This window comes from Trinickia sp. Y13 (assembly GCF_029522115.1).
Classification (GTDB): domain Bacteria; phylum Pseudomonadota; class Gammaproteobacteria; order Burkholderiales; family Burkholderiaceae; genus Trinickia.
Map to the genome: position 1 here is coordinate 130,931 of NZ_JAKWFK010000012.1, position 23,525 is coordinate 154,455.

The window sequence follows — 23,525 nt, forward strand, 5'->3', positions numbered from 1 at the left end:
TTGGAGAGTTACCTGATTCCGGTTTCATGGTTGCGGCTCGAGCCTCTAACGCCCCGCCTCCGAGGGTAGTCGATTCACAACGAGCAGCACGGCGCCACAGCACGCCACCGCGGCGACGATCAGCAGGCCGAGATGAAGATTACCGGTTGCCGTCTTGGTCCAGCCGATGATGGCAGGCCCCCAGAATCCTCCCGACAGACCAATTGTATTGATCAACGCGATACCGCCTGCTGCCGCATCGCCTTTGATGTACTGCGCGGGAATCGCCCAAAACACCGTATAAGCCATCCACAACATTGTCGTCGCAAGCGTCAGTAGTATCAGCACGGCTACCAAGTGCCCATCGGCAAGGACGCACAGCGAAAGCAGCACCGCCGCCAGCAGCGCGGGTATCGAACTGTGATAGCGGCGCTCACCGCAGGCATCCGATCGACGACCGATGGCATACATACCCACTGCGGCGCCTACATAGGGGATCGCCGTGTACCAGCCAAGCAGGATCGTATCGTCCACGCCCTCCGACTTTACGATGGTTGGCAACCAAAAGCTGAGCGCGTAGATCGAAGCGATGATGCAAAAGTACGCGCAAGCGAGCAAATAAACTTTCGGGTTGCGCAGAACAGCCTTGAACGAATGCGCCTGTCCCGTTTGCGCCGTTTCCAATTCGGCTTGCAGCAAGCGCTTTTCGTCATCGCCAAGCCAGCGGGCTTGCGAAGGCCTGTCGGACAACACGAACAACGTCAGCACGCCCAATAAGACGCACGGCAGCCCTTCGGCAAGGAACATCCACTGCCAGCCCGCGAGACCGGCGGTCCCGGCGAGCGAGGTCATCAGCCATGCCGAAACCGGACCGCCGACGATGCCCCCGATCGGGCCCGCCAAAAACACGATCGCGATGGCTCGAGCCATTCGTGACGGGCCGTACCAGCGCGACAGATAAAAGATCATGCCGGGCGCGAACCCCGCTTCGAAGATACCGAGCAAAAATCGCATGCCATAAAACATGTGCACGTTGCGCACGAACAGCATGCAAGCCGAGGTGATGCCCCACAACACTAGGATCCGGGAAAACGTCTTGCGCGCGCCGACTCGCGGCAGCATGAGATTGCTCGGCAGCTCGAACAGCACATAGCCTAAAAAGAAAATACCGGCGCCGACGCCGTATGCCGCATCGGAAAATCCAAGATCGCTTTGCATCTGCAATTTGGCGAAGCCGACATTGACGCGATCCATATAGGCAAACAAATAACAGACCAGCAGAAACGGCAGAATGCGCCAGTTGAGCCTGTCGTAGAGCGTGCGCTGCTCGCTCCCGACGATTGCGGTTTGAATGGATGCCATGGTCGTCTCCGGTTTCGGTATTGGGTTCGGCGGTGAGGTGCGTAAATCTTCGCGAACCCGACCGGAACCAGCAAGAGCAACTAAGTTCACGTTGCGTTGCTTATAGAGCAACAGCTACGATAGCGGCGCGCGCAGCGCTGGCACGAGCGCCGAACGCGATCCATGGCAGACACGGCGGCAAGGGGACGGCCAACATGCGTGAAATCAATCAGCAACGCCTGCGGTATTTTTATGAAGTATTGACGCACGGCACGATTCGCGGTGCGGCGGACCACCTGAATACGTCGCCTTCGGTCGTGACACGGCAAATCAAATTGCTCGAAGACGAATTGGGCTCGATGCTGTTCGAGCGGCAAGCGCGCGGCGTCAAACCGACCGAAGCGGCCGCGCATCTACTCGAGTTTTGGCGGGGATACCGATCGCATCAGGAGAAGCTGGAAGACCAGCTTCACGCGTTGAAAGGGTTGCGGCAAGGACATGTGCAACTGGCGATCAGCGAAGGCTATGTCGATGCGCTCATCGACGAAGTGCTGACGCCCTTCTGCGCGCGGTACCCCGAACTGAGCATCGGAGTTCAAAGCTTGGGGGTGGACGACATCCTGAACGAAGTCGCCGAAAGCCGCGCACATATCGGCCTTGCCTACAATCCGCCACCGCACGATCGCGTGGAATATCGTGCGACGTCATCGCAGCCAGTGGTGCTGCTCGTTCGTCGCGGACATCCTCTGGCGGTGCGAGGCGGGGCGGTGACGATCGACGATTTGCTCGCCTATCCGCTCGCCTTGATGCCCGCCACCTTCGGCATCGGGCATGCGGCGAAGATGCTGGCGTTCGCCGAGAACATCGAGATTCGCCCTACGCTCACCACGAATTCGCTGACCGCACTCAAGCGCATCGTCGCCTGCGAGAATTTCGTGACGCTCATTGGCGAATTTGCTGCGTACCGGGAGATCGCCTCGGGCGAGTTGACCGTGGTGCCGATCGACCATCCCTTGTTTCGAGCCGCCAAAGCAAGGCTGGTCGTCAAATCGGGCCGCCCGCTCGTGGCTGCAGCGCAAGAGCTGCTCGATTGGATCTTGGGCCGGATGAGCATGTTCGCGAACTCGGAGGATGGCGCGGCGCGGGGTTGACCGGCGCCCCGCTGCCTGCATGCGTTACGGCCGCTTTCACTTCGCTTCTTCACCGGCCACTTCGCATCGCGCCCAGCGCAAACAATGCGACTACGATTTTCCGGACTACAAAACCATTCCCCATTGCTTCCATGATCGAGTTTCGAACGCTCGTCTTGGGCTCGCCTCTGTCCACCCGCTAAGCACGAGAGTCGCTTACGAGGCGAGGTGACTGCGTGGATCAGCCGTCGCTTACCGTTCCTTGAAACGATGCGAGGACAACCAGGCCGCATCCGTGGACATGGTTGTGATCGAGGGTCTGAATACCAGGGGCGCTAGCTTCGGGAGCGGAAATCGTATTGCGGGCAGGTTCGTGGCAGGAGCATCTGACCGACGTCGGACATCCGCGCGAACAGGGTGAAAGTGCCAAGGAGCACGGGCTTCGCGTCACGGGCAGTTTCAGGAACCGCCCTGCACCGGAGCCCACAGGCAACCGTGGCTACGAATGAAAGCGTAACCGTGCGGCCACGAATCGGCAACGCCCACCTCTGCCCGCGTCGATTGGCAGATCGAAAAACAAAAAACCCCGCAAGCCATCGACTTTACGGGGTTTCTGCTGGAATTCTGGCGGAAAGGGTGGGATTCGAACCCACGGTACGGTATAACCGTACACCGGATTTCGAGTCCGGCGCATTCGACCACTCTGCCACCTTTCCGACTTCTCGAATCGGGTTGCCCCGCCTTCGCTTCGCCAAACTGGTCGTCGTTTGGCGAAGCGAAGATTATAGGATACTCGTCACAATATTCCAAGCTTTTTTGCACAAAAGAAGGCCTGGAACGGTGCGGCCACCCTCAGGCCGCCGCGTCGCGTTCGAGCCGCTCCACCCCGCCCATATACGGGCGCAGCACAGCAGGCACCGTCACCGACCCGTCCGCGTTCTGGAAGTTCTCGAGCACAGCCACGAGCGTGCGCCCGACCGCCAGCCCCGAGCCATTCAACGTATGCACGAGCTCAGGCTTGCCCTGCGCGTTGCGATAGCGCGCCTGCATCCGCCGCGCCTGGAACGCCTCGGTGTTCGAGCAGCTGGAAATCTCGCGGTAAGTGTTCTGCGCCGGCAGCCACACTTCCAGGTCATACGTCTTCGCCGCAGTGAAGCCCATATCGCCCGTGCACAGCGTAATCACCCGGTAGGGCAACTCGAGCTTCTGCAAAATCGCCTCGGCGTGCCCGACCATCTGCTCGAGCGTGTCGTACGACGCCTCCGGCGCCACGACCTGCACCATCTCGACTTTGTCGAACTGATGCTGACGAATCATCCCGCGCGTATCGCGACCGTATGCCCCCGCCTCCGAACGGAAGCAAGGCGAATGCGCCGTCAACTTGATCGGCAGCGCCGCGCCATCGACGATGCTCTCGCGCACCGTGTTCGTCAGCGGGATTTCCGAGGTGGAAATCAAATACTGCGTCACCACGTTCTCGCCACCGCCCTTCTCCACGCGGAACATATCGTCGGCGAACTTCGGCAGTTGACCCGTGCCGTACAGAATTTCCGGGTTGACGATGTATGGCGAATACACCTCGGTATAGCCGTGTTGCTGCGTATGCGTGTCGAGCATGAACTGCGCCAACGCACGATGCAGCCGCGCCATCGCACCCCGCAGCATCGTGAAGCGCGCGCCGGCGAGCTTTGCGCCCGTCTCGAAATCGAGCCCGAGCGGCGTACCGACATCGACGTGATCCTTCACCTCGAAATCGAATTGGCGCGGCGTGCCCCAACGACGCACTTCGACGTTGTCCTTCTCGTCTTCGCCAGCCGGCACGCTCTCGTGCGGCAGATTCGGCATCTCGAGCATCAGCTTCGACAAACGCGATTGCACGTCGTCGAGTTGCGCCGCCGACGCTTTCATCTCGTCGCCGATGCCGCTCACCTCGGCCATCACCGCCGTCGTGTCTTCGCCGCGCCCCTTCATCGCGCCGATCTGCTTCGACAAGCTGTTGCGCCGGGATTGCAGCTCTTCGGTGCGGGTTTGGATGTCGCGGCGTTCGGCTTCGAGCTTGGAAAACGCCGCCACGTCGAGCGTGTAGCCGCGAGCGGCGAGGCGCTTCGCGACGCCGTCGATATCTTTGCGCAGCAACTGAATGTCGAGCATGTTGAATACGAGTCGTATCGTGAGTGAAGTCGCGATTTTAACGCACCGGCCAGCCGCGCCGCGCGGCCGGCCGAACAAACCGCAACCGGTCAATGAACTCGCAGCGCCGGCGCGGTCAGTCGCCTTTCTCTTTATGCTCGCGCCGCCACGCCGCATCGAGGCCGGCCAAACGAGATAGCTTCTCCCCGATCTTGCTCTCGAGCCCGCGCGGCGTCGGCTGATACCAGCGCGGCTCGCGCATGCCGTCGGGCAGATAGGTCTCGCCCGCCGCGTAGGCATCGGGCTCGTCGTGCGCATATCGATACTCGTGCCCGTAGCCGAGCTCTTTCATGAGCTTCGTGGGCGCGTTGCGCAGATGCACGGGCACGCCGCGCGATCGATCCTTGCCGACGAAACGGCGCGCTTCGTTGTAGGCGACGTACCCCGCGTTAGACTTCGGCGCCACGGCCAAGTAGATCAACGCCTGCGCCAATGCGAGCTCGCCCTCGGGCGTGCCAAGGCGCTCGTAGGTCTCGGCGGCATCGAGCGCGATGCGCGGCGCGCGCGGATCGGCAAGGCCGATGTCCTCCCACGCCATCCGCACGATGCGCCGCGCCAAGTAGCGCGGATCGGCCCCGCCGTCCAGCATGCGGCAGAACCAATAGAGCGCGCCATCGGGATTGCTGCCTCGCACCGATTTGTGCAGCGCGCTGATTTGATCGTAAAACGCGTCGCCGCCCTTATCGAAGCGGCGCAGGTTCTCGGTCAGCGCGCTCGCGATCAACTCGCCGTCGATGCGCTGCGCCTTTTGCGCCGCTGCCGCACGCGCGACGATTTCAATGTTGTTGAGCAGCTTGCGTCCGTCCCCGTCGGCCGAGCCGATCAGCGCCTCCTTCGCTTCGTCGGCCATCTCCACGCCGCCGAGCGCCGCGAGCGCCCGTTCCAGTAACTCGCGCAGGTCGTCGTCGTCCAAACTCTTGAGCACATAGACGGCCGCGCGAGAGAGCAACGCGCTGTTCACTTCGAACGAAGGGTTTTCCGTCGTCGCGCCGATGAAGACGAACAACCCCGACTCGACGTGCGGCAAGAACGCGTCTTGCTGGCTCTTGTTGAAGCGATGCACCTCATCGACGAACACGAGCGTGCGCCGTCCATGCGCGCGGTGGTTCTGTGCGACTTCGACGGCCTCGCGAATATCCTTCACGCCCGAAAGCACAGCCGACAAGGCAATGAACTCGGCGTCGAATGCGTGCGCCATCAGCCGCGCGAGCGTGGTTTTGCCGACGCCGGGCGGCCCCCACAAAATCATCGAATGCGGCTCGCCCGATTCGAATGCCACGCGTAGCGGCTTCATCGGCCCGAGCAAATGCTTTTGGCCGATGACCTCGTCGATCGTGGTGGGCCGCAGCCGCTCGGCGAGCGGCATGCCTGCGCGGGTCTCTTCAAACATGAGTCAGTCCGGGTCGTAACGGCGGTGACGGCGGCAACAACGGATCAGGCACTTTCAGGCACAACCGCATCGGGCCGGAAAAACCAACCGGCCTCGCTGGCATGCGCTAGCCGTTGATCACATCGGCGCCCTTGGGCACCGTGAACTTGAACGCGCCGGGCTTCAAGGCCGGGTTCTTTTGAATGTTCGAGAACGTGAGCAGCGTCACGTTGCCGAACACATCGTGCAGTTCCATCGCCTCGAGATTGCCATCGCGAAAACCAATGCCCACCCGCTCGAACTGCGTGTCGCGCGATTTCGGGATCAACTCGAGCCAGTCGATGCCTTCCTTCACACCGGCGTCGTGCAACGTGAAATTCTTTTCCAGATCGTTGCTGCCGAACAGGATCGCCGCCGGGCTCGCACCCAATGCGCCGCCGAGCTTGCGCACCGTGACCTGGTTCAAATCCTTGTCGTACACATACAGATTGTCGCCGTCGGCCTGCAATACCTGTTCGTACGGCTTCTCGTACGACCAGATGAACTTGCCCGGGCGCGCGAACACGAACGTGCCGCTCGACGTGCCGCCGAGCGTGGGCACGACCGCGCCGCCGCTCGCGGCCGCGTTCTTCGCCGGCGCCTTGACTTCGCGCTGCACGAAGTCGCCCCGCGCCGCATGCACCTGCGACACGAACGCCTTCAGTTGCGCCGTGCCGCTTGCCCATGCCGCTGGCGCGAACACCGCGATGGCGACGCCGAGCGCCGCCGCCTGCACGCCGCGCGTGATGGCACGCCGCACGCCGCCGCCATCGACGCGATGCGCGAGCGAGCGAAGCGCCGGCAAACAAGCGCCACGGCGGAAAGAAAATTGCTTCGAATTCAACATAACACTCCGTGTTGGGTCGGAAAACGCGCGATGCCCCAAGACGGCAGACGACGAGGCGCCTGCCCAGAACCTGTTCAATCGACGTCGCGCGATGGGACCAGGATTTCGCGATTGCCGTTCGAGGACATCGCCGAAACGAGCCCCGATTGCTCCATTTGCTCGAGCAGCCGGGCGGCCCGGTTGTAGCCGATGCGCAGATGCCGCTGCACGAGCGAAATCGATGCGCGCTTGTTCTTGACGACGACTTCGACGGCTTGGTCGTAGAGGGGATCGGACTCCCCGCCGGCTTGGCCGCCGCTCGCCGCCGAGCCCTCGTCGCCCTCTCCGGCCAAACCGCCTTCGAGCAGCCCTTCGACGTAATTGGGCTCGCCATGCTCTTTGAGCTTTTGGACGACGCGATGCACTTCATCGTCGGACACGAACGCGCCATGCACGCGAACCGGCAACCCGCTGCCGGGCGGCAGATACAGCATGTCGCCCATGCCGAGCAGCGATTCGGCGCCCTGCTGATCGAGAATCGTGCGCGAATCGATCTTCGAGGAAACCTGGAACGCCATGCGCGTCGGCACGTTCGCCTTGATGAGGCCCGTGATGACGTCGACCGACGGCCGCTGCGTGGCAAGAATCAAGTGGATCCCCGCCGCACGCGCCTTTTGTGCGATCCGCGCGATCAGCTCTTCCACTTTCTTGCCGACGACCATCATCAAGTCGGCCAATTCGTCGATCACCACGACGATGTGCGGCAAGCGCGTGAGCGGCTCGGGCGCATCGGGCGTCAAGCTGAACGGATTGGGCAGCTTTTCGTCGCGCTTGGCCGCTTCGTCGATCTTGTTGTTGTAGCCCGCCAAGTTACGCACGCCGAGCTTGCTCATGAGCTTGTAGCGGCGCTCCATCTCCGCGACCGCCCAGTTCAGCGCGTGCCCCGCCTGGCGCATGTCGGTCACGACGGGGCACAGCAGATGCGGAATGCCCTCGTAGACGCTCATTTCGAGCATCTTCGGGTCGATGAGGATCATGCGCACGTCCTCGGCGCTCGCCTTGTAGAGCAGCGAGAGAATCATCGCGTTGATACCGACCGACTTGCCCGAGCCCGTGGTGCCGGCAACGAGCAAGTGCGGCATTTTCGCGAGATCGGCGCAGACCGGATTGCCGCCGATGTCCTTGCCCAAGCCCATCGTGAGCTTCGAGGACGCATCGGCATACACCTCGGAGCCGAGGATTTCCGACAAGCGCACCGTCTGGCGGCGCTGGTTCGGCAATTCGAGCGCCATGTAATTCTTGCCAGGGATCGTCTCCACGACGCGGATCGAGACGAGCGAGAGCGAGCGTGCGAGGTCCTTGGCCAGGTTGACGATCTGGCTGCCCTTGACGCCCGTGGCCGGCTCGATTTCATAGCGCGTGACGACCGGCCCCGGATAGGCCGCGACCACGCTCACGTCCACGCCGAAATCCTTGAGCTTCTTCTCGATCAGGCGCGAGGTGAACTCGAGCGTATCGGCTGAAATCGTCTCCTGCGCGGGCGGCGCCGGGTCGAGCAAGGCGATCGGCGGCAACGTCGAATCGCCGGGCAGATCGACGAACAGGGGAACCTGCTTTTCCTTTTCGACGCGCTCGGATTTGGGCGGCGACGTGACGGGCGGAACGATCGTCACGGGCTCGTGCTCTTCCAAGCGAAAGCGGCTTTGCTCGATCTTGCCTTCGCGCTTGACCGCCGCGGCTTCACCGAGCTTGCGGTCGCGCCCTGCCTCGCGCCTGAGCTTGGCCAACGTGACCGCCGAGATGATCGAATCGCCCACGCGCTCGGCCACGGACAGCCAGGAAAAACGGAAATAGAGCGACAAGCCAATCGCAAGGGCCAGCAACAGCGCGAGCGTGCCGCCGGTGAAGCCGAGCGCGTGCGAAGTGGCGCGCGCCACGGCGTCGCCGACGATGCCGCCCGGCGCCCGCGGCAACGGGACCCGCAGCGACCACATGCGCAGCGCCTCGATGCCGTCGCAGGCGAGCAGCACGAGCACGAACGAGACAGCATCGGCAATCCAAGCGCCGTCGCGCGGCGCGTCCTCTTGCGCCGCGCCGTGGCGGTTCAGGCGCCGATAGTTGGCGGCGATGCGGCGCACGAGCAACACCACCCACCAGTACGCCGACAAGCCGAACAGCAGCAGCAGGATGTCGGAGGTCCACGCGCCGACGCGCCCCGCCCAGTTGGCGATGCGATCGACCTGCGCGGCATGCGTCCAGCTCGGGTCGTGGCGGCTGTAGCTGACGAGCGCCATCACGAGGAACACGCAGAGCGCGACCTGCAAGATCCAGCGAATTTCGGTGAAAAGGCGCGACATGCGATGCGGCAAGGCTTGCGCAGGCGCCGAATAAGGAGCTTTGGCCATGAATCCGTAGCAGCGTGGCGGGAGCGCCCGCCATGGGGTCGATGCGGGCTATTGTAAACGTTGCGTCGAGACGCCGGCTGTAAATGACGGTAACCGTCGCCAGGCGCGTAAAACCCTATCGCGACGATTGACCGCGCCTTCAGCGCCAGGCGCGGCAGCCCTTTATAATCACGCGGGTGTGCCCAACTGACACGTTGCGGCGCGGCGCGGCCGCTCGACGGCTTCGCGCCCGCGCCGCCGGGCAGCCCTCCTTGCCGCAATTCTTCTCACGGAACGAACAATCATGTCCACGCGCAAACACGCCAAAGTGCTCATTCTCGGTTCCGGCCCCGCCGGCTATACGGCCGCCGTCTACGCTGCGCGCGCGAATCTGTCTCCCGTGCTCGTGACGGGCCTCGCCCAAGGCGGGCAACTGATGACGACCACCGACGTGGAGAACTGGCCCGCCGATGCGAACGGCGTCCAAGGCCCCGAACTGATGCAGCGGTTCCTCGAGCACGCCGAGCGCTTCAACACGGAAATCGTGTTCGACCACATCCACACGGCCAAACTCAACGAGAAGCCGATTCGGCTGATCGGCGATTCGGGCGAGTACACCTGCGATTCGCTCATCATCGCGACCGGTGCGTCCGCGCAATACTTGGGGCTGCCTTCCGAGGAAGCGTTCATGGGCCGCGGCGTCTCGGCCTGCGCCACCTGCGACGGCTTCTTCTACAAACAGCAGCACGTGGCCGTCGTCGGCGGCGGCAACACGGCCGTCGAAGAGGCGTTGTATCTGGCCGGCATCGCCAGCAAAGTGACCGTGATCCACCGCCGCGACAAATTCCGCGCCGAGCCGATCCTGATCGACCGTCTGCTCGAAAAGCAGAAGGAAGGCGTGGTCGAGATCAAATGGAATCACGTGCTCGATGAAGTGACGGGCGACGATTCGGGCGTGACGGGCGTGCGCATCAAGCACACGCAAACGGGCGAAACGTCCGACGTCGCGCTCCAGGGCCTGTTCGTCGCGATCGGCCACAAGCCGAACACCGATATCTTCGAAGGCCAGCTCGAAATGAAGAACGGCTACATCATCACGAACGGCGGGCTCAACGGCAACGCGACCGGTACGAGCGTGCCGGGCGTGTTCGCGGCCGGCGACGTGCAAGACCACGTCTACCGCCAAGCGATCACGAGCGCCGGGACGGGCTGCATGGCCGCGCTCGATGCCCAGCGCTACCTCGAAAGCGTTCACGAGCTCCATCAAGATCACGTGATGAGCGCCGAAGCCGATCGGTAAAATGGCCAGCGCCGTCGCGGCGCGGCTCGCAGCCAGGCGCGTCGGCAGTTGAAGGAGGGCCGCGGCCGCCGGGACAGCGGCCCTCGTCGCGTGGCGCCGGGCCACGCATTACGTTCGACCGCCTTGCACATAGGGCCTACGCGCAGGGCGGTCGAAGCCCGAACCCCGTTTTCGCATTCGCTTCCCGCCGTCGTCGCACCGTCATGTCGAAGAATCGTCCCCGTCCGAGCGAGACCCAGCGTCCCGAGACCGCCGCGCGCGGCTCGGGCCTCTCCGACCTCGCCGCGCTGCGAGACGCGCTCAAGCAAAGCGCCGCCGAACGCGAACGCGAGCGCATCGCCGCGGCCAAAGCAGCGCGCGAAGCGGCGGCCGAAGCCGAACTGTTTCGCCGCGAAGTCGGCGACGTCGCGCCGATCGCGGCCGCGGCCCGCGCCGTTCACGGACGCCAGCCGCCGCCCGCGTTACCGTTGCAAACGCAACGTGACGAGCAAGCCGTGCTCAGCGAGGCGATCTCCGACGAGTTCGATCCCGAAGTCCTGCTCGACACCGACGAATCGCTGTTCTATTGCCGGCCCGAGATCAGCCACGAAGTCGTGCGCAAATTGCGGCGCGGGCATTGGATCGTGCAAGCGCAATTGGATTTGCACGGCATGCGGCGCGAGCAGGCGCGCGAGGCCCTGGCCGAATTCATTCGCGAGAGTGTCAAGCACGGCCTGCGTTGCGTGCGCGTGATTCATGGCAAAGGACTGGGCTCGGTCGGCAAGGAGCCCGTGCTCAAGGGGAAGGTGCGCGCGTGGCTCGTGCAGAAAGCCGAAGTCATCGCGTTTTGCCAGGCTCGCGCGCACGACGGCGGCGCCGGCGCCGTGCTCGTCCTGCTGCAGCCAGGGCCCGCCAAGCCGAGCGTCACGCGGGGGCAAAGGGAGCACGGTAGTGCATCCTAGGCTCACGTTCGCGCTCGCCATCATCGAGGGCCTTGCGATCCTCGCCTATGCCTTCTCCGGTTTCATCGAAGCGCGCAAGCGCCGGCTCGACGCCGTCGGGACTTTTCTCGTCGCGCTGGCGACGGCCTTCGGCGGCGGCACCGTGCGCGACGTGCTGCTAGAGCGGCGGCCGTTCTATTGGGTCGAGCATCAAAGCTATGTGATCCTCATCTTCGTGCTGTCGCTGTTCGCACCGATCGTACTGCGCATGGCCTCACGCCTGTTCAACGAGCGCGCGTTGCTCATCGCGGATGCCATCGGTCTCGGTCTGTTCAGCATCTCTGGCACATCGATCGCGCTCGACGCGAGCATGCCGCCGTTCATCGCCGTCATGATGGGCGTCGTGACCGGCGTATTCGGAGGCATCATCCGCGACGTGGTCTGCAACGAGGTGCCGCTGCTGCTGCGCGACTCGCGCCCGTATGCGACTTGCGCGTTCGCCGGGTGCTGGGTCTATCTGCTCCTCGATCATCTGCAGGTCGATTCGGTCTACAGCGTCATCGCCGCCACCGGGTTCATCCTCATCGCTCGGCTCGTCACGTTCAAGCTCGACGTGCGCCTGCCGCATTGACGCACCACCCCGAGCTATTGCGCCGTGACCTTCACGGCCACTTCGACGGTATGCGCCCCGCCGCCGAGGATGATGCCGCGCAATAGCGAGACGTCGCTGTAATCGCGCCCCGTGGCCAGCGTGACGTGGTCGAGGTCGGCCAACACATCGTTCGTGGGATCGAGATCGACCCAGCCCACGTCCGGACAAAAAACCGATATCCAGGCATGCGAAGCATCGGCGCCGATGAGACGCGGCGCGCCTGCCGGGGGCAGCGTGCGCAGATAGCCGCTGACATAGCGCGCCGCCAATCCCAGCGAACGCAGACAACCGATCATCACCTGCGCGAAGTCTTGGCACACGCCTTGGCGCAAAGCGAACGCGTCCAGCGCCGGCGTATCGAATGCGGTCGCCTGCGGCTGATAGGCGAAGTCGGTATGAATCCGGTGCATGAGGTCGATCGCGCCCGCAACGAGCGGCACGCCAGGCGCAAAGCTTGGCAACGCGTACGTGCGCAACTGCGGCGCGAGCGCAATATTCGGCGAAGCGAAAACGAACTCGCTTTCGGGCCGATAGAGGCCGCCCGCGCAATAACGCAGGTCAGCGGCGACGTCGTTCCACGAGGGCGTCGCCAACGGGTCGAGGCCGCCCCAGCGCGGCGTCAGCACGACCGTCGTCTCGCTCGTCACGAGCAAGCTATCGTGCGCCGAATCGAACGAAAAGTAGCGCACTTCGTTGTCGAACGCATCGATGCGGGCGCTCTCGTACGACGGCGCCGGATCGATGCTCACGCGATGCGAAAGCACGCGCTGCCAAGGACGATCGAGCGGCCGCACCGTCGCGAGGTGCAAAGCCGTCTCGACGGGCGTCGAGTAGCGATAAGTGGTGGCATGCAACACCGACAAAGTCACATCGGCGCTCATGACGAGACCCTCGCCGCAAGTGCGTTGTCCGCATGAATGAAAAAGCGGGCGCTGATCTCGTTCGATGCGGCCGTGACATGCGCGGCAAGCTCGTCGCACAGCGCCGAGAGCCTTGCGTAGCGCCCCGCTGCGTCGGTCGCGCACAGGCGCTCGAGCGACGGCAGCGACGCGACGGGCGGCATCATGTCGCCAAAGGGCGGGCGCGGCGGGCCGCCTGCCGCCGCGGCGATCTCGTCGAGCTTTTTGGCGAGCCGCTCGTAGACGCCGTACAACCCGCGCGGATTGGTCGGATCGACCACGACGAGATCGAGCAGCGCCGGCACTTCGAGCCGCCCAGGATAAAGCGAGCGGTAGGTCAGCGTACTGTCGAAGAGTTGCAGCAGCAGATCGAAGCCGGCCGTCGTCGCCAATACGCCGGCGTCGGCCGCGACCTGCAGAAATGCCGTCATGCCGATCACGCGCTCGATGTGCCGCCCGGCGAACAGCAGCCGCCACGCTTCGTCGCGCACCATGCGGTCGCCCTGCGCGCCGCTGATCGCCGAAAGTTGCATCGCGAGCGTCTCGAGCGCACTCATCAGCGCGACCCGATCGTAGGATTCGTAGCGCTCGCCGCGCGCTGCCCCGCCGCCCTCGCCTTCGCCGTCCGCAGCCGGGCCGTCAGGGGAGGAAGCGAGCGACAGCGCATGCAGCGCATCGCGAAAGTCGTTGCGCGCGGCGAGAATCGTGCGCCAGTGATCGTTCGAGAGGCGTGCGCGGATCTCGCCGCATGCCCTCACCTGGCTCGCGATGGTTCGGCCCACGCTCGCGGCGCCCGAGTGCTCGTGCAAACCCGCCGCGAGTGCGCGCTCGAACGCGTGCCGCGTGCCGCGGACGGACGGATCGGCCGGCGCGATCAGTTCGAAGCGCGCGGCCAGTTCGGTGAGCGCGGGCAGCATATCCCCAGCGTCGTCGTTGTCGAGCGACTCGAGGATCACGCGAGCGAGCCGCACGCTGTTTTCCGCGCGCTCGCAATAGCGCCCCGCCCAAAAGAGGTTCTCGGCGGCGCGGCTCGACACCGTGCGCCGGCGATGGGCGAAATCGCCCGGCTTCATCGGCGAAGGCAGCAGCGAGAAGCTCGGGCCCGGTCGGCTCGACAGCACCCAGGTATCGACGCTGCTGCCGCCGGACTGCATCGACACGCTCGTTTGGCGCGCCCCCGCCATCCGCGTGAACGCGCCCGGCAGCACACTCCAGCCGCCGGCGACATCGGCGACCGCATAGACCCGCAGGGAGCATGGCCGGTGGGTCAGCGTCCCGTCCTCATAGCGCGGCATGCATGAATGCGGCAACGGCGCTTGTATCGTGAACGCGTCCGGCGCCGCTTCGATGCTCGCGCGCCAATCGGCCAGCACCTGGGGGCCAGCGGCGAGCCCCGGCGGCATATCGGACGATGCCGGATGCGGCACGCCGGCCCAGGTCGGCATGAGCCATCCCTGCGAAAGCCGCGCAAGCGCGTCTTCTCGCACGGCCTGCTCGCCGCACCACCAGGTCGCCACGCTCGGCAACGCGAGCGTCTCGCCAAGCAGCGCATTGGCGATGCCGGGCAAAAACCCATGCAACGCCGCCGATTCGACGATGCCGGCTCCCGGCGCGTTCGAGACGACGACGTTGCCTGCGCGCATGACTTGCAAGAGGCCCGGCACGCCGATGGTCGAATCGGCGCGCAACTCGACCGGATCGCAAAAGCTGTCGTCCAGCCGGCGCAGCAGGCCATGCACGCGCTCGAGGCCGGCCAGCGTTTTCAGGTAGAGCTTGTCCCCGCGCACCGTCAGATCGGACCCTTCGACCAGTGTCAGGCCGAGATAGCGAGACAGGAAGACATGCTCGAAGTAAGTCTCGCTGAACGGGCCGGGACTGAGCAAAGCGATGTGTGGCGAGCCGGCCCGCGCGCGCCGCTCGTCCTCGGTCATCGTCGTGCGCGCGGCCTGCGCGAGCGTGGCGATGAGCTGCGAGTAGGACGGGGCGAGGCGCCGCACGCCCAACGAGCGAAACGGTTCCGTAAAGAGGCTGGCGACGATGAGCCGGTTCTCCAGCGCATAGCCGAGCCCCGAAGGCGCCTGCGTCTTGTGCCCCATGACGGTCCACTCGCCGCCCGGCCCGCGCGCGAGATCGACGCCCACGATCTGCAGATGTCGGCCGCCCGGCGGCACGGCGCCTTTCATCGCGCGCAGATAGCCCGGGTGCCCGAATACCAGCGCCGGTGGCAACAGGCCGCGCTCGAGCATCGTTTGCGCCCCGTAGATATCGGCGATCAGTGCATCCAGCAGCCGCGCGCGCTGAGCGACGCCGCGCTCGATCGCGGCCCATTCGTCCTCGCCGACGATGAAAGGCAGCACATCGAGCGCCCACGGCCGCGGCTCGCCGTTATCGGCGTAGGCGTTGTAGGTGATGTCGTTGTCGCGGATTTGCCGGGCGACCGCCGTCGCGGCGTGTTCGAGCCCAGCCACGCCCTCTTCCCCGAGCAGACCGAAAAACCGCCGCCACGGTGCGCGCAGCATCCCCGCGCCATCGCGCATCTCGTCCCAATGGCCCGCAGGCGCGGGAACGTCGCACAAACGCGCGAGGACATCGTTGACATCACCTGCGACATCGAACGGCAAAATCGATTGGAAAGGCAAATTGCACTCTGGCTTCGGTCAGTCGTCGAACCCGGCCCGCCGCAGATCGAGCGTGAAAGGCATCTCGAGGCTGCGCTCGCGCGTTTTCACCGATATCGGCCCGGGCGTATGGCCGATCGTGAGAAAACGCGCGCGCTGCCGGCTCTGCGCTTCATAGGCGTTGACGGGAAACGTCTGATAATTGCGTCCGCCCGGATGGGCGACATGATACTGGCATCCGCCCAGCGAGCGCCCGGCCCAATTGTCGATCAGATCGAAGGTGAGCGGCGCATGCGAGCCGATGGTCGGATGCAGCGAGGCCGCAGGCTGCCATGCACGGTAGCGCACGCCCGCCACATACTCGCTCGTGCGCCCCGTGGGTTGCAGCGGCACAGGCACGCCATTGACCGTCACGGTGTGGCGGTTTTCGTTCAGACCGAGCGCGCGCACCTCGATCCGCTCGAGCGACGAATCGACGAAGCGCACGGTGCCGCCGGGCGCGCCTTCTTCGCCCATGACGTGCCACGGCTCGAGCGCGTGACGCAGCGTCAGCGCGACGCCGCTCGCGTTGAATTCGCCGACGAGCGGAAAACGGAACTCGAAATGCGGCGCGAACCAAGCGCGCTCGAATGCGTAACCGGCGGCCCGCAACTCGGCCAGCACATCGTCGAAGTCCATCTGCACGAAGACGCCGAGCATGAAGCGATCGTGCAATTCGGTGCCCCAGCGCGTGAGCCGCGTCGTATACGGCGTGCGCCAAAAACGCGCCACGAGCGCGCGCAGCAGCAACTGCTGCGCTAAGCTCATGCGCGCATGCGGCGGCATCTCGAACCCGCGCAACTCGAGCAACCCGAGCCGGCCTGTGGGACCGTCGGGCGAATAGAGTTTGTCGACGCAAAATTCGGCGCGGTGCGTATTGCCCGTCACATCGATCAAAATGTTGCGCAGCGTGCGATCGACGAGCCAAGGCGGCACCGGTTGCCCGCCTTCGCCAAACGCCGCGAGGCGGTCGAGCTGACGCTGCAGTTCGCGAAAGGCGATTTCCAGTTCGTAGACTTGATCGTTGCGCGCTTCGTCCACGCGCGGCGCTTGACTCGTCGGGCCGATGAAGAGCCCGGAAAACAAGTACGACAGCGACGGATGGTTGTGCCAATAGGCGATGAGGCTCGCGAGCAGATCCGGGCGACGCAAAAAGGGGCTATCGGCCGGCGTCGCTGCGCCCAGCACCATATGATTGCCGCCGCCCGTGCCGGTATGGCGGCCGTCGAGCATGAACTTCTCCGGGGCCAGATACGATTCGTGCGCGGCGCGGTAGAGAAACTCCGTGTGCTCGACGAGTTCGCCCCAGTTTGCCGCCGGATGGATATTGACTTCCACCACGCCCGGATCGGGGGTCACCTGGAGCAATTCGAGCCGGGCGTCGCGCGGCGGCGGATAGCCTTCGAGCACGATCTCGAAATCGAGGTCGGTCGCCGTCGCCTCCACCGCGGCAAGCAAGTCGAGGTAATCGTCGAGCGCAGCAAGCGGCGGCATGAACACGTAGAGCGCCCCGCCCTTGCTTCCGGCTGCCGACGCTTCGGCTTCGGCTTGAGGCCCGGCCGCACGTGAGGGGTCGCGCGCTTCCACGCACAGCGCCGTGCGCCCCAGCCACGAGGCCGACTCGCCGTGCTCGGGCGCACGCGCATCGGGCGTGACGCCATCTGAACGTTGCGCTCGCGGGGCATCGGCGTGCCGCGCATACTGTGCGCGCAACTGAACCGCACCGCGCAAGGTCGGCGGCGGCCCAAACGGATCGTGCTCATGTAGCCACGGGTAGTCCGCAGCGCTCACCCAAGGCAACGAATCGAGCGGCAAGCGATAGCCCATCGGCGAATCGCCAGGCATCAAGTACATGCGCTCGTCACGGAAAAACCAAGGCCCCGTGACCCAACGCGGCCCCGCGAGGGTGGCCGCGGTATCGCGTTCGCGCGCGAGCGGCAGAGCGTAGCCGGTCGGCGCCGAGAGCCCCGCATCGAAGACGCGCCGCAGCCGCACCCGTTCCAGCTCGTCGTCCAGATGCGAGTCGAACGGGTCGACGTTGACGGGCAAGCGCCGCTCGCGCCACAGGTAGTACCAGACGTCTTCATAACCGGGTTGGATGTGACTGTCGTCGAGCGCGAGCTTGCCTGCGAGATGGCGAATGAAGCGCTCGGCATCGTCCGACGTGTAATCCATCGGCTCTCGTTCATCGGCGAATCGCGCCGGGTCTTGCCAGCACGGCTCGCCATCGGCGCGCCAAAACAACGACAGAGCCCAGCGCGGCAATTGCTCGCCCGGGTACCACTTGCCCTGCCCCACGTGCAGGAACCCGTTCGCGCCATAGCGCGCGCGCAGCTTGTCCATCAGCGAAACAGCATAGCCGCGCTTGGTGGGGCCGAGCGCATCGGTATTCCATTCCGGCGCGTCGCGATCGCGCACCGAGACGAACGTGGGCTCGCCGCCCATCGTGAGCCGCACGTCCATCGATTGAAGATCGGCATCGACGCACGCCCCCATGCGCTCGATATCGCGCCAGAGCGCTTCGTCGTAAGGCTTGGTCACACGCGGCGTCTCGAGCACGCGCGTAATCGACATCGAATGAGCGAACTCGACCTCGCATTCGTCGAGGCCACCCGACACCGGCGCCGCGCTGCCCGGCCGCGGCGTGCAAGCGACGGGGATATGGCCTTCGCCGGCGAGCAACCCCGACGTGGGATCGAAACCGATCCAGCCTGCGCCGGGCAGATACACCTCGCACCACGCGTGCAAGTCGGTGAAGTCCACCTCGGCGCCGGAAGGACCATCGAGTGCTTTCTCGTCCGGCGCGAGCTGCAGCAGATAGCCCGACGCGAAGCGCGCGGCCAACCCGAGGTGGCGCAGCGTTTCCACGAGCAACCAGCCCGTGTCGCGACAGGAGCCCGAGCGCTTCTCAAGGGTCTCCTCGGGCGTTTGCACACCCGGCTCCATGCGGATCAAATAGCCGATTTCACGCGCGAGCCGTTGATTGAGCGCCACGAGAAAATCGACCGTGCCGCAAGGCGTGCGATCAATGCTTTCGACGAAGGCGGCAAAGCGCGGCGTCGGCTCGGCGGCACGCTCCAGATACGGCGCGAGCTCGGCCGCGAGCGCGGGAGCGTACTCGAAGGGGAAAGTCTCCGCCTCCGGTTCGAGAAAGAAATCGAACGGGTTGTAGACCGCCATCTCGGCCACGAGGTCCACCGTGATGCGAAACTCGCGCGTAGGCTCGGGGAACACGAGGCGCGCCTGATAGTTCGCAAAGGCATCCTGCTGCCAGTTGACGAAGTGATTCGCCGGTTCGACGCGCATCGAATAGGAGAGGATGGGCGTGCGGCAGTGCGGCGCGGGCCGCAATCTGACCACTTGCGGGCCGAGCGTCACCAACCGGTCATAGCGGTACTGCGTGACATGATTTAACGCGACGCGGATCGACACGTTTGAACCTCGACGAGATGACCGGAACGAATCGGCCCGCAACGGTCATGCCGCATGCGGATGGATCTGCGATTGCGATTGAGATTGCGAAGGGGACGACGACGATTGCGACTGGCTTTGGGACTGCTCGGCCGCCGGTTCGGGGGCGAGCGGGACCAGAAAGTCACGGCTGATGCAACTGCCCAGCTCGTTGATGCGCGCGAGAAAATCGGTGAGCCACAGATGCAGGCCTTCGCGCAAAATGTCGGCGATCTGCGCTGCGCGCACGTCGGCATGCAGCCGAGCGGCCATCGCTTCGGCCTGCGCCGAGCGAGGATTGCGCACGCGGCCCATGATCTGCCGGAGCTCGTCCAGATTAGCGGCGAGCGAGCGCGGCCAATCGGCGAACAGAATCAGCAAATGGGCGACACGCTCCGGCATGATCACGTCGCGATAAACCTTGCGATAGACCTCGAAGCCCGACACCGAGCGCAGCACCGCGGCCCAGTGGTAGTAGTCGAGCGATTGCGCGAGCGGCTGCGCCGATGCGCCGCCGCGCTGCTCGAGCATCTCGTACTTGACGTCGAGAATGCGCGCCGTGTTGTCGGCGCGCTCGAGAAACGTGCCGAGGCGCATGAAGTAAAACGCTTCGTCGCGCACCATCGTGCCGAGCTGCACGCCGCGCGAGAGATGCGAGCGGAACTTGACCCATTCGAAGAATTCGCCCGGATCGCGCTCGAGCACGCCGTCGGCGAGCATGCGCTGCGCGTCGAGCCACGTCGTGTTCAGCGTTTCCCAGAGGTCGGTGGTGATCGAGCCGCGCACGGCGCGGGCGTTCTCCCGCGCCGCCCGCAAGCAATTGACGATCGACGAAAGATTGTCGCGGTCGCTCGACATGAATGCGATCACGTCTCGGCTCGTCATGTCCGGATGCGCCGCCGTATAGACGCCGGTGAGCTCCGAGATCGAGAGCATCGCCCTCCAACCGAGCGCCGCATATTCGTCCGATTGCGGCACGAGCGCGAGTTGATAGTTCGCATCGAGCATGCGCGCCGTATTCTCGGCGCGCTCGGTGTAGCGAGCCATCCAAAAGAGATGATCGGCGGTGCGGCTTAGCATGTTGCCTCCGAAGGGGCGTTGATCGAACGAGGTGCAGGACGGCGTGAATTACTGCTCGAGAACCCACGTGTCCTTGGTGCCGCCTCCCTGCGAAGAATTGACGACGAGCGAGCCTTCGCGCAGCGCGACGCGGGTCAGGCCGCCCGGCACCATGCGCACTTCGCTGCCCGAGAGCACGAACGGGCGCAGATCGATGTGACGCGGCGCGATGCCTGCTTCGACGTAGGTGGGGCACGTCGAAAGCGCGAGCGTCGGCTGCGCGATGTACTTGTCGGGCTGTGCGAGCAGCGCCGCGCGAAACGCCTCGATTTCGGCCGCCGTCGAGGCGGGACCGACGAGCATGCCGTAGCCGCCCGCGCCGTGCGTTTCCTTGACGACGAGCTCCGGCAGATGATCGAGCACATAGCGCAAGTCGTCCGGCTTGCGACACATCCAGGTCGGCACGTTGCAGAGGATCGGCTCTTCGCCGAGGTAGAACCGGATCATGTCCGGCACGTACGGATAGATCGACTTGTCGTCGGCGACCCCCGTGCCGACGGCGTTGGCAAGCGTGACGTTGCCCGCGCGATACGCCGAGAGTAGACCGGCCGCACCGAGCGTCGAGTCCGGACGAAAGACCTCGGGATCGAGAAAGTCGTCGTCGACCCGTCGATAGATCACGTCGACGCGCTGCGGCCCTTGCGTCGTGCGCATATAGACGAAACCGCCGTCGACGAAAAGATCCTGTCCCTCGACGAGCTCGACGCCCATTTGCTGCGCGAGAAACGCATGCTCGAAATACGCCGAGTTGTACATGCCAGGCGTGAGCACCACGATCGTCGGATCATCCGCCCCATGCGGCGCCGCCGCGCGCAACGTGTCGAGCAGCAGATCGGGATAGTGCGCGACGGGCGCGACACGGTTGCGCGCGAACAGGTCGGGAAACAGCCGCATCATCATCTTGCGGTTTTCGAGCATGTACGACACGCCGGACGGCACGCGCAGGTTGTCCTCGAGCACGTAGAACTCGCCCGCGCCGGCTCGCACGATGTCGATGCCGGCGATGTGCGCATAGATATCGCGCGCGACGTCCACGCCCTGCATCTGCGGGCGGTACTGGCCGTTGGCGAGAATCTGCTCCGCGGGGATGATGCCCGCGCGCACGATCGCCTGGTCGTGATAGATGTCGTGAATGAATCGATTGAGCGCGCCGACGCGCTGACGCAAGCCGCGTTCGAGGGCAGCCCACTCGTGCGCCGGAAAGATGCGCGGGATGACATCGAACGGGATTGTGCGCTCCGTGCCGACACCGCTTTCGTCCTTGGCGCCGTAGACGGCGAACGTGATGCCCACACGCCGAAAATTCAGATCGGCTTCCGCGCGCTTGGCGCTGATCTGCTGCTCCGTTTGCGCGCACATCCACGTGAAGAACCCGTGGTAGTGTGCACGCGCCTGGCCGCTTTGCTGAAACTCGGCAGGCGGCACGCCCGCGACCGCAACTTCATTGCGCTCGAACATCTCGCTGAAGAAAGCTTGCTTCATGGCCGATATTTCCGTTCGTTGTTCGGGGCGGCTCGCGTAAAAACGCGTGCCCCGGTCGAGCCCGGCTGTCGCCCATGCGCGGGCGCAGTCGTTCGGTTATCAAGCATTCTTCGATGGAGACGGTGGCAAGCGCCTACCGCCTCGCGCGGACGATCCATGTAGGTCGTCCGGCCTCTTAAGGTGGCCCGCAGCGACGCATTGGGCAATACCGGGGAAACCCGCAGCATGCACGGCTTCGTGCGCCATCCAAAGACGGAGGGGAGTTAGGCAATTTGCATGCCGATGCCGGCAGGCCGTCCCTCCGCGGCCGATAGCGGTGGAAAGCGGTAACGATGGATGGCGGTTTGCGCACCGGTGCGGGGCATGACGCACGGTTCGATGCACCGAGGCGGGACGAGTTGCGGCGAGCAGTTGGCCGCGCTGTCGGCGAAAGCGTCGGCGCTACGACGCAAATGGAATCGACGCTCGATGCCGCTCGATAGGCGTGGTGATGCATGGGGCGTCGAAGCGAGGTGATCCGAGCCGAGAAGAAGCGTGGCGCGGCCAGGTGAGGCGAGGTGATGCGCGGGCGAGGCGAGACGACGTGTATCGCCGCCCCGCCCGCCTGATACCGGTGTTAAGCGATGCGCGCTTCGGTTTTCGGATCGAACAGCACGGCCTTCGACACGTCGGCGAGCAGCGTCATGTCTTGCTGCGCCTGGGGGTTCGAGGCCGGGTGGACGCGGCTCACGGTGCGCTTGCCGTTGATTTGCGCGAACACGAGCGTGTCCGGCCCCGTCGGCTCGATCACATCGACCTTCACCGTCAACGGTTGCAGATCGCTGCTATTGGCATCGTGTGCGCCGCGCGCGTCGGTGATGCGCTCGGGGCGCAGACCGAGAATCACGTTCTGGCCCACATGCGCCTTCACGCGATTCGTTTCGAACGGCAGCCTCAGAACGCTGCGCGCCACGCCCGTATCGATTTCCAAGCCGATGCCCGCCCCTTGCTCGACGAGTTTGCCTTCGATGAAGTTCATCGGCGGCGCGCCGATGAAGCCTGCGACGAAGAGGTTCGACGGCGAATCGTAAATCTCTTGCGGTGCGCCGAACTGCTGCACGATGCCGTCTTTCATCACAGCGATGCGATCGCCGAGCGTCATGGCTTCGATTTGATCGTGCGTGACGTAGACGATCGTCGTGCCCAAGCGCTGATGCAGCAACTTGATTTCCGAGCGCATCTCGATGCGCAGCTTCGCGTCGAGGTTCGACAGCGGCTCGTCGAACAGGAACATCACGGGATCGCGCGCGAGCGCACGCCCCATCGCCACGCGCTGGCGCTGACCGCCGGAGAGCTGCCCCGGCTTGCGATCGAGCAAATGATCGATCTGCAGCATCTGCGAGACGCGATCGACGATTTGCGTCTGCTCCTTCTTCGGCACCTTGCGGATGTTCAGGCCGAACGAGATGTTCTCGCGCACCGTCATCGACGGATAGAGCGCATACGACTGGAACACCATCGCGATATCGCGATCCTTCGGCGAGAGATCGTTGACGACTTTGCCGTCGATGCAAATCTGGCCCTTGGTGACCGTTTCGAGGCCGGCGATCATGTTGAGCAGCGTCGACTTCCCGCACCCGGAGCCGCCGACGAGAATCAAGAACTGGCCGTCCTCGATCTCGATGTCGACGCCCTTCAGGACGGGCACGCCGTTCGGATAGGTCTTGTATACGTCGCGGATGGAAAGGCTTGCCATGCTGAAATCCTCTAATCTGCTTGCTGCTTTCGAATAATCGAATATGCGTTGCG

At 64.5% G+C, this 23,525-nt stretch carries 15 protein-coding genes and 1 tRNA gene; 4 read left to right on the forward strand and 12 right to left on the reverse strand.

The features are described from left to right. Nucleotides 1-45: 45 nt before the first annotated feature. Entirely contained in the window at nucleotides 46-1,341 is a 1,296-nt protein-coding gene (locus MMB74_RS20530; protein ID WP_277430489.1) for an MFS transporter, read from the reverse strand. 194 nt (nucleotides 1,342-1,535) lie between these two features. On the opposite strand from MMB74_RS20530, the gene MMB74_RS20535 reads away from it, so the two are divergent. After that, nucleotides 1,536-2,471, forward strand: coding sequence for a LysR family transcriptional regulator (locus MMB74_RS20535; protein ID WP_277430490.1), 936 nt, complete (start codon nucleotides 1,536-1,538; stop codon nucleotides 2,469-2,471). Between the two features lie 604 nt (nucleotides 2,472-3,075). Here the strand turns inward: MMB74_RS20535 and MMB74_RS20540 are convergent. The 5 genes from MMB74_RS20540 to MMB74_RS20560 form a co-directional block, all read right to left on the reverse strand. Next, nucleotides 3,076-3,166: transfer RNA gene (locus MMB74_RS20540), tRNA-Ser, on the reverse strand. A 136-nt stretch (nucleotides 3,167-3,302) separates the two neighbouring features. Then, nucleotides 3,303-4,601: a serine--tRNA ligase gene (gene serS / locus MMB74_RS20545; RefSeq protein WP_277430491.1), complete on the reverse strand. Its 1,299-nt coding sequence runs from the start codon at nucleotides 4,599-4,601 to the stop codon at nucleotides 3,303-3,305. Nucleotides 4,602-4,716: 115 nt separating this feature from the next. Beyond that, a complete protein-coding gene (locus MMB74_RS20550) occupies nucleotides 4,717-6,030 on the reverse strand; it encodes a replication-associated recombination protein A (protein ID WP_277430492.1) in 1,314 nt (437 codons plus the stop codon). A 106-nt stretch (nucleotides 6,031-6,136) separates the two neighbouring features. Further along, entirely contained in the window at nucleotides 6,137-6,895 is a 759-nt protein-coding gene (gene lolA, locus MMB74_RS20555; protein ID WP_277430493.1) for an outer membrane lipoprotein chaperone LolA, read from the reverse strand. A gap of 74 nt (nucleotides 6,896-6,969) precedes the next feature. Further along, nucleotides 6,970-9,279 (reverse strand): DNA translocase FtsK, encoded by a 2,310-nt coding sequence (locus MMB74_RS20560; protein ID WP_277430494.1) that lies wholly within the window; start codon nucleotides 9,277-9,279, stop codon nucleotides 6,970-6,972. A 283-nt stretch (nucleotides 9,280-9,562) separates the two neighbouring features. On the opposite strand from MMB74_RS20560, the gene trxB reads away from it, so the two are divergent. From trxB to MMB74_RS20575, 3 genes are all read left to right on the forward strand, one after another. Continuing rightward, the gene (trxB, locus tag MMB74_RS20565) at nucleotides 9,563-10,558 is read left to right on the forward strand and encodes a thioredoxin-disulfide reductase (RefSeq protein ID WP_277430495.1); all 996 of its coding nucleotides are present in this window, start codon (nucleotides 9,563-9,565) and stop codon (nucleotides 10,556-10,558) included. A gap of 203 nt (nucleotides 10,559-10,761) precedes the next feature. Next, on the forward strand, nucleotides 10,762-11,499 hold the full coding sequence (locus MMB74_RS20570; RefSeq protein ID WP_277430496.1) for a Smr/MutS family protein: 738 nt from the start codon (nucleotides 10,762-10,764) through the stop codon (nucleotides 11,497-11,499). After that, the gene (locus MMB74_RS20575; RefSeq protein ID WP_277430497.1) at nucleotides 11,489-12,109 is read left to right on the forward strand and encodes a trimeric intracellular cation channel family protein; all 621 of its coding nucleotides are present in this window, start codon (nucleotides 11,489-11,491) and stop codon (nucleotides 12,107-12,109) included. Before MMB74_RS20570 ends, MMB74_RS20575 begins: the two co-directional genes overlap by 11 nt. A gap of 14 nt (nucleotides 12,110-12,123) precedes the next feature. Here the strand turns inward: MMB74_RS20575 and MMB74_RS20580 are convergent, their stop codons facing one another. From MMB74_RS20580 to ugpC, 6 genes are all read right to left on the reverse strand, one after another. Further along, complete coding sequence (locus MMB74_RS20580) at nucleotides 12,124-13,011, reverse strand: transglutaminase family protein (RefSeq protein WP_277430498.1); 888 nt, start codon at nucleotides 13,009-13,011, stop codon at nucleotides 12,124-12,126. After that, nucleotides 13,008-15,668, reverse strand: a complete 2,661-nt coding sequence (locus MMB74_RS20585) for a circularly permuted type 2 ATP-grasp protein (protein WP_277430499.1) — start codon at nucleotides 15,666-15,668, stop codon at nucleotides 13,008-13,010. The genes MMB74_RS20580 and MMB74_RS20585 overlap by 4 nt, the downstream gene beginning before the upstream one ends. A gap of 18 nt (nucleotides 15,669-15,686) precedes the next feature. Beyond that, complete coding sequence (locus MMB74_RS20590) at nucleotides 15,687-19,118, reverse strand: transglutaminase family protein (RefSeq protein WP_277430500.1); 3,432 nt, start codon at nucleotides 19,116-19,118, stop codon at nucleotides 15,687-15,689. A 45-nt stretch (nucleotides 19,119-19,163) separates the two neighbouring features. Further along, complete coding sequence (locus tag MMB74_RS20595) at nucleotides 19,164-20,216, reverse strand: alpha-E domain-containing protein (protein ID WP_277430501.1); 1,053 nt, start codon at nucleotides 20,214-20,216, stop codon at nucleotides 19,164-19,166. Between the two features lie 48 nt (nucleotides 20,217-20,264). Then, on the reverse strand, nucleotides 20,265-21,713 hold the full coding sequence (locus tag MMB74_RS20600; protein ID WP_277430525.1) for a circularly permuted type 2 ATP-grasp protein: 1,449 nt from the start codon (nucleotides 21,711-21,713) through the stop codon (nucleotides 20,265-20,267). A 640-nt stretch (nucleotides 21,714-22,353) separates the two neighbouring features. After that, the gene (gene ugpC / locus MMB74_RS20605; protein ID WP_277430502.1) at nucleotides 22,354-23,472 is read right to left on the reverse strand and encodes a sn-glycerol-3-phosphate ABC transporter ATP-binding protein UgpC; all 1,119 of its coding nucleotides are present in this window, start codon (nucleotides 23,470-23,472) and stop codon (nucleotides 22,354-22,356) included. Nucleotides 23,473-23,525 lie beyond the last annotated feature (53 nt).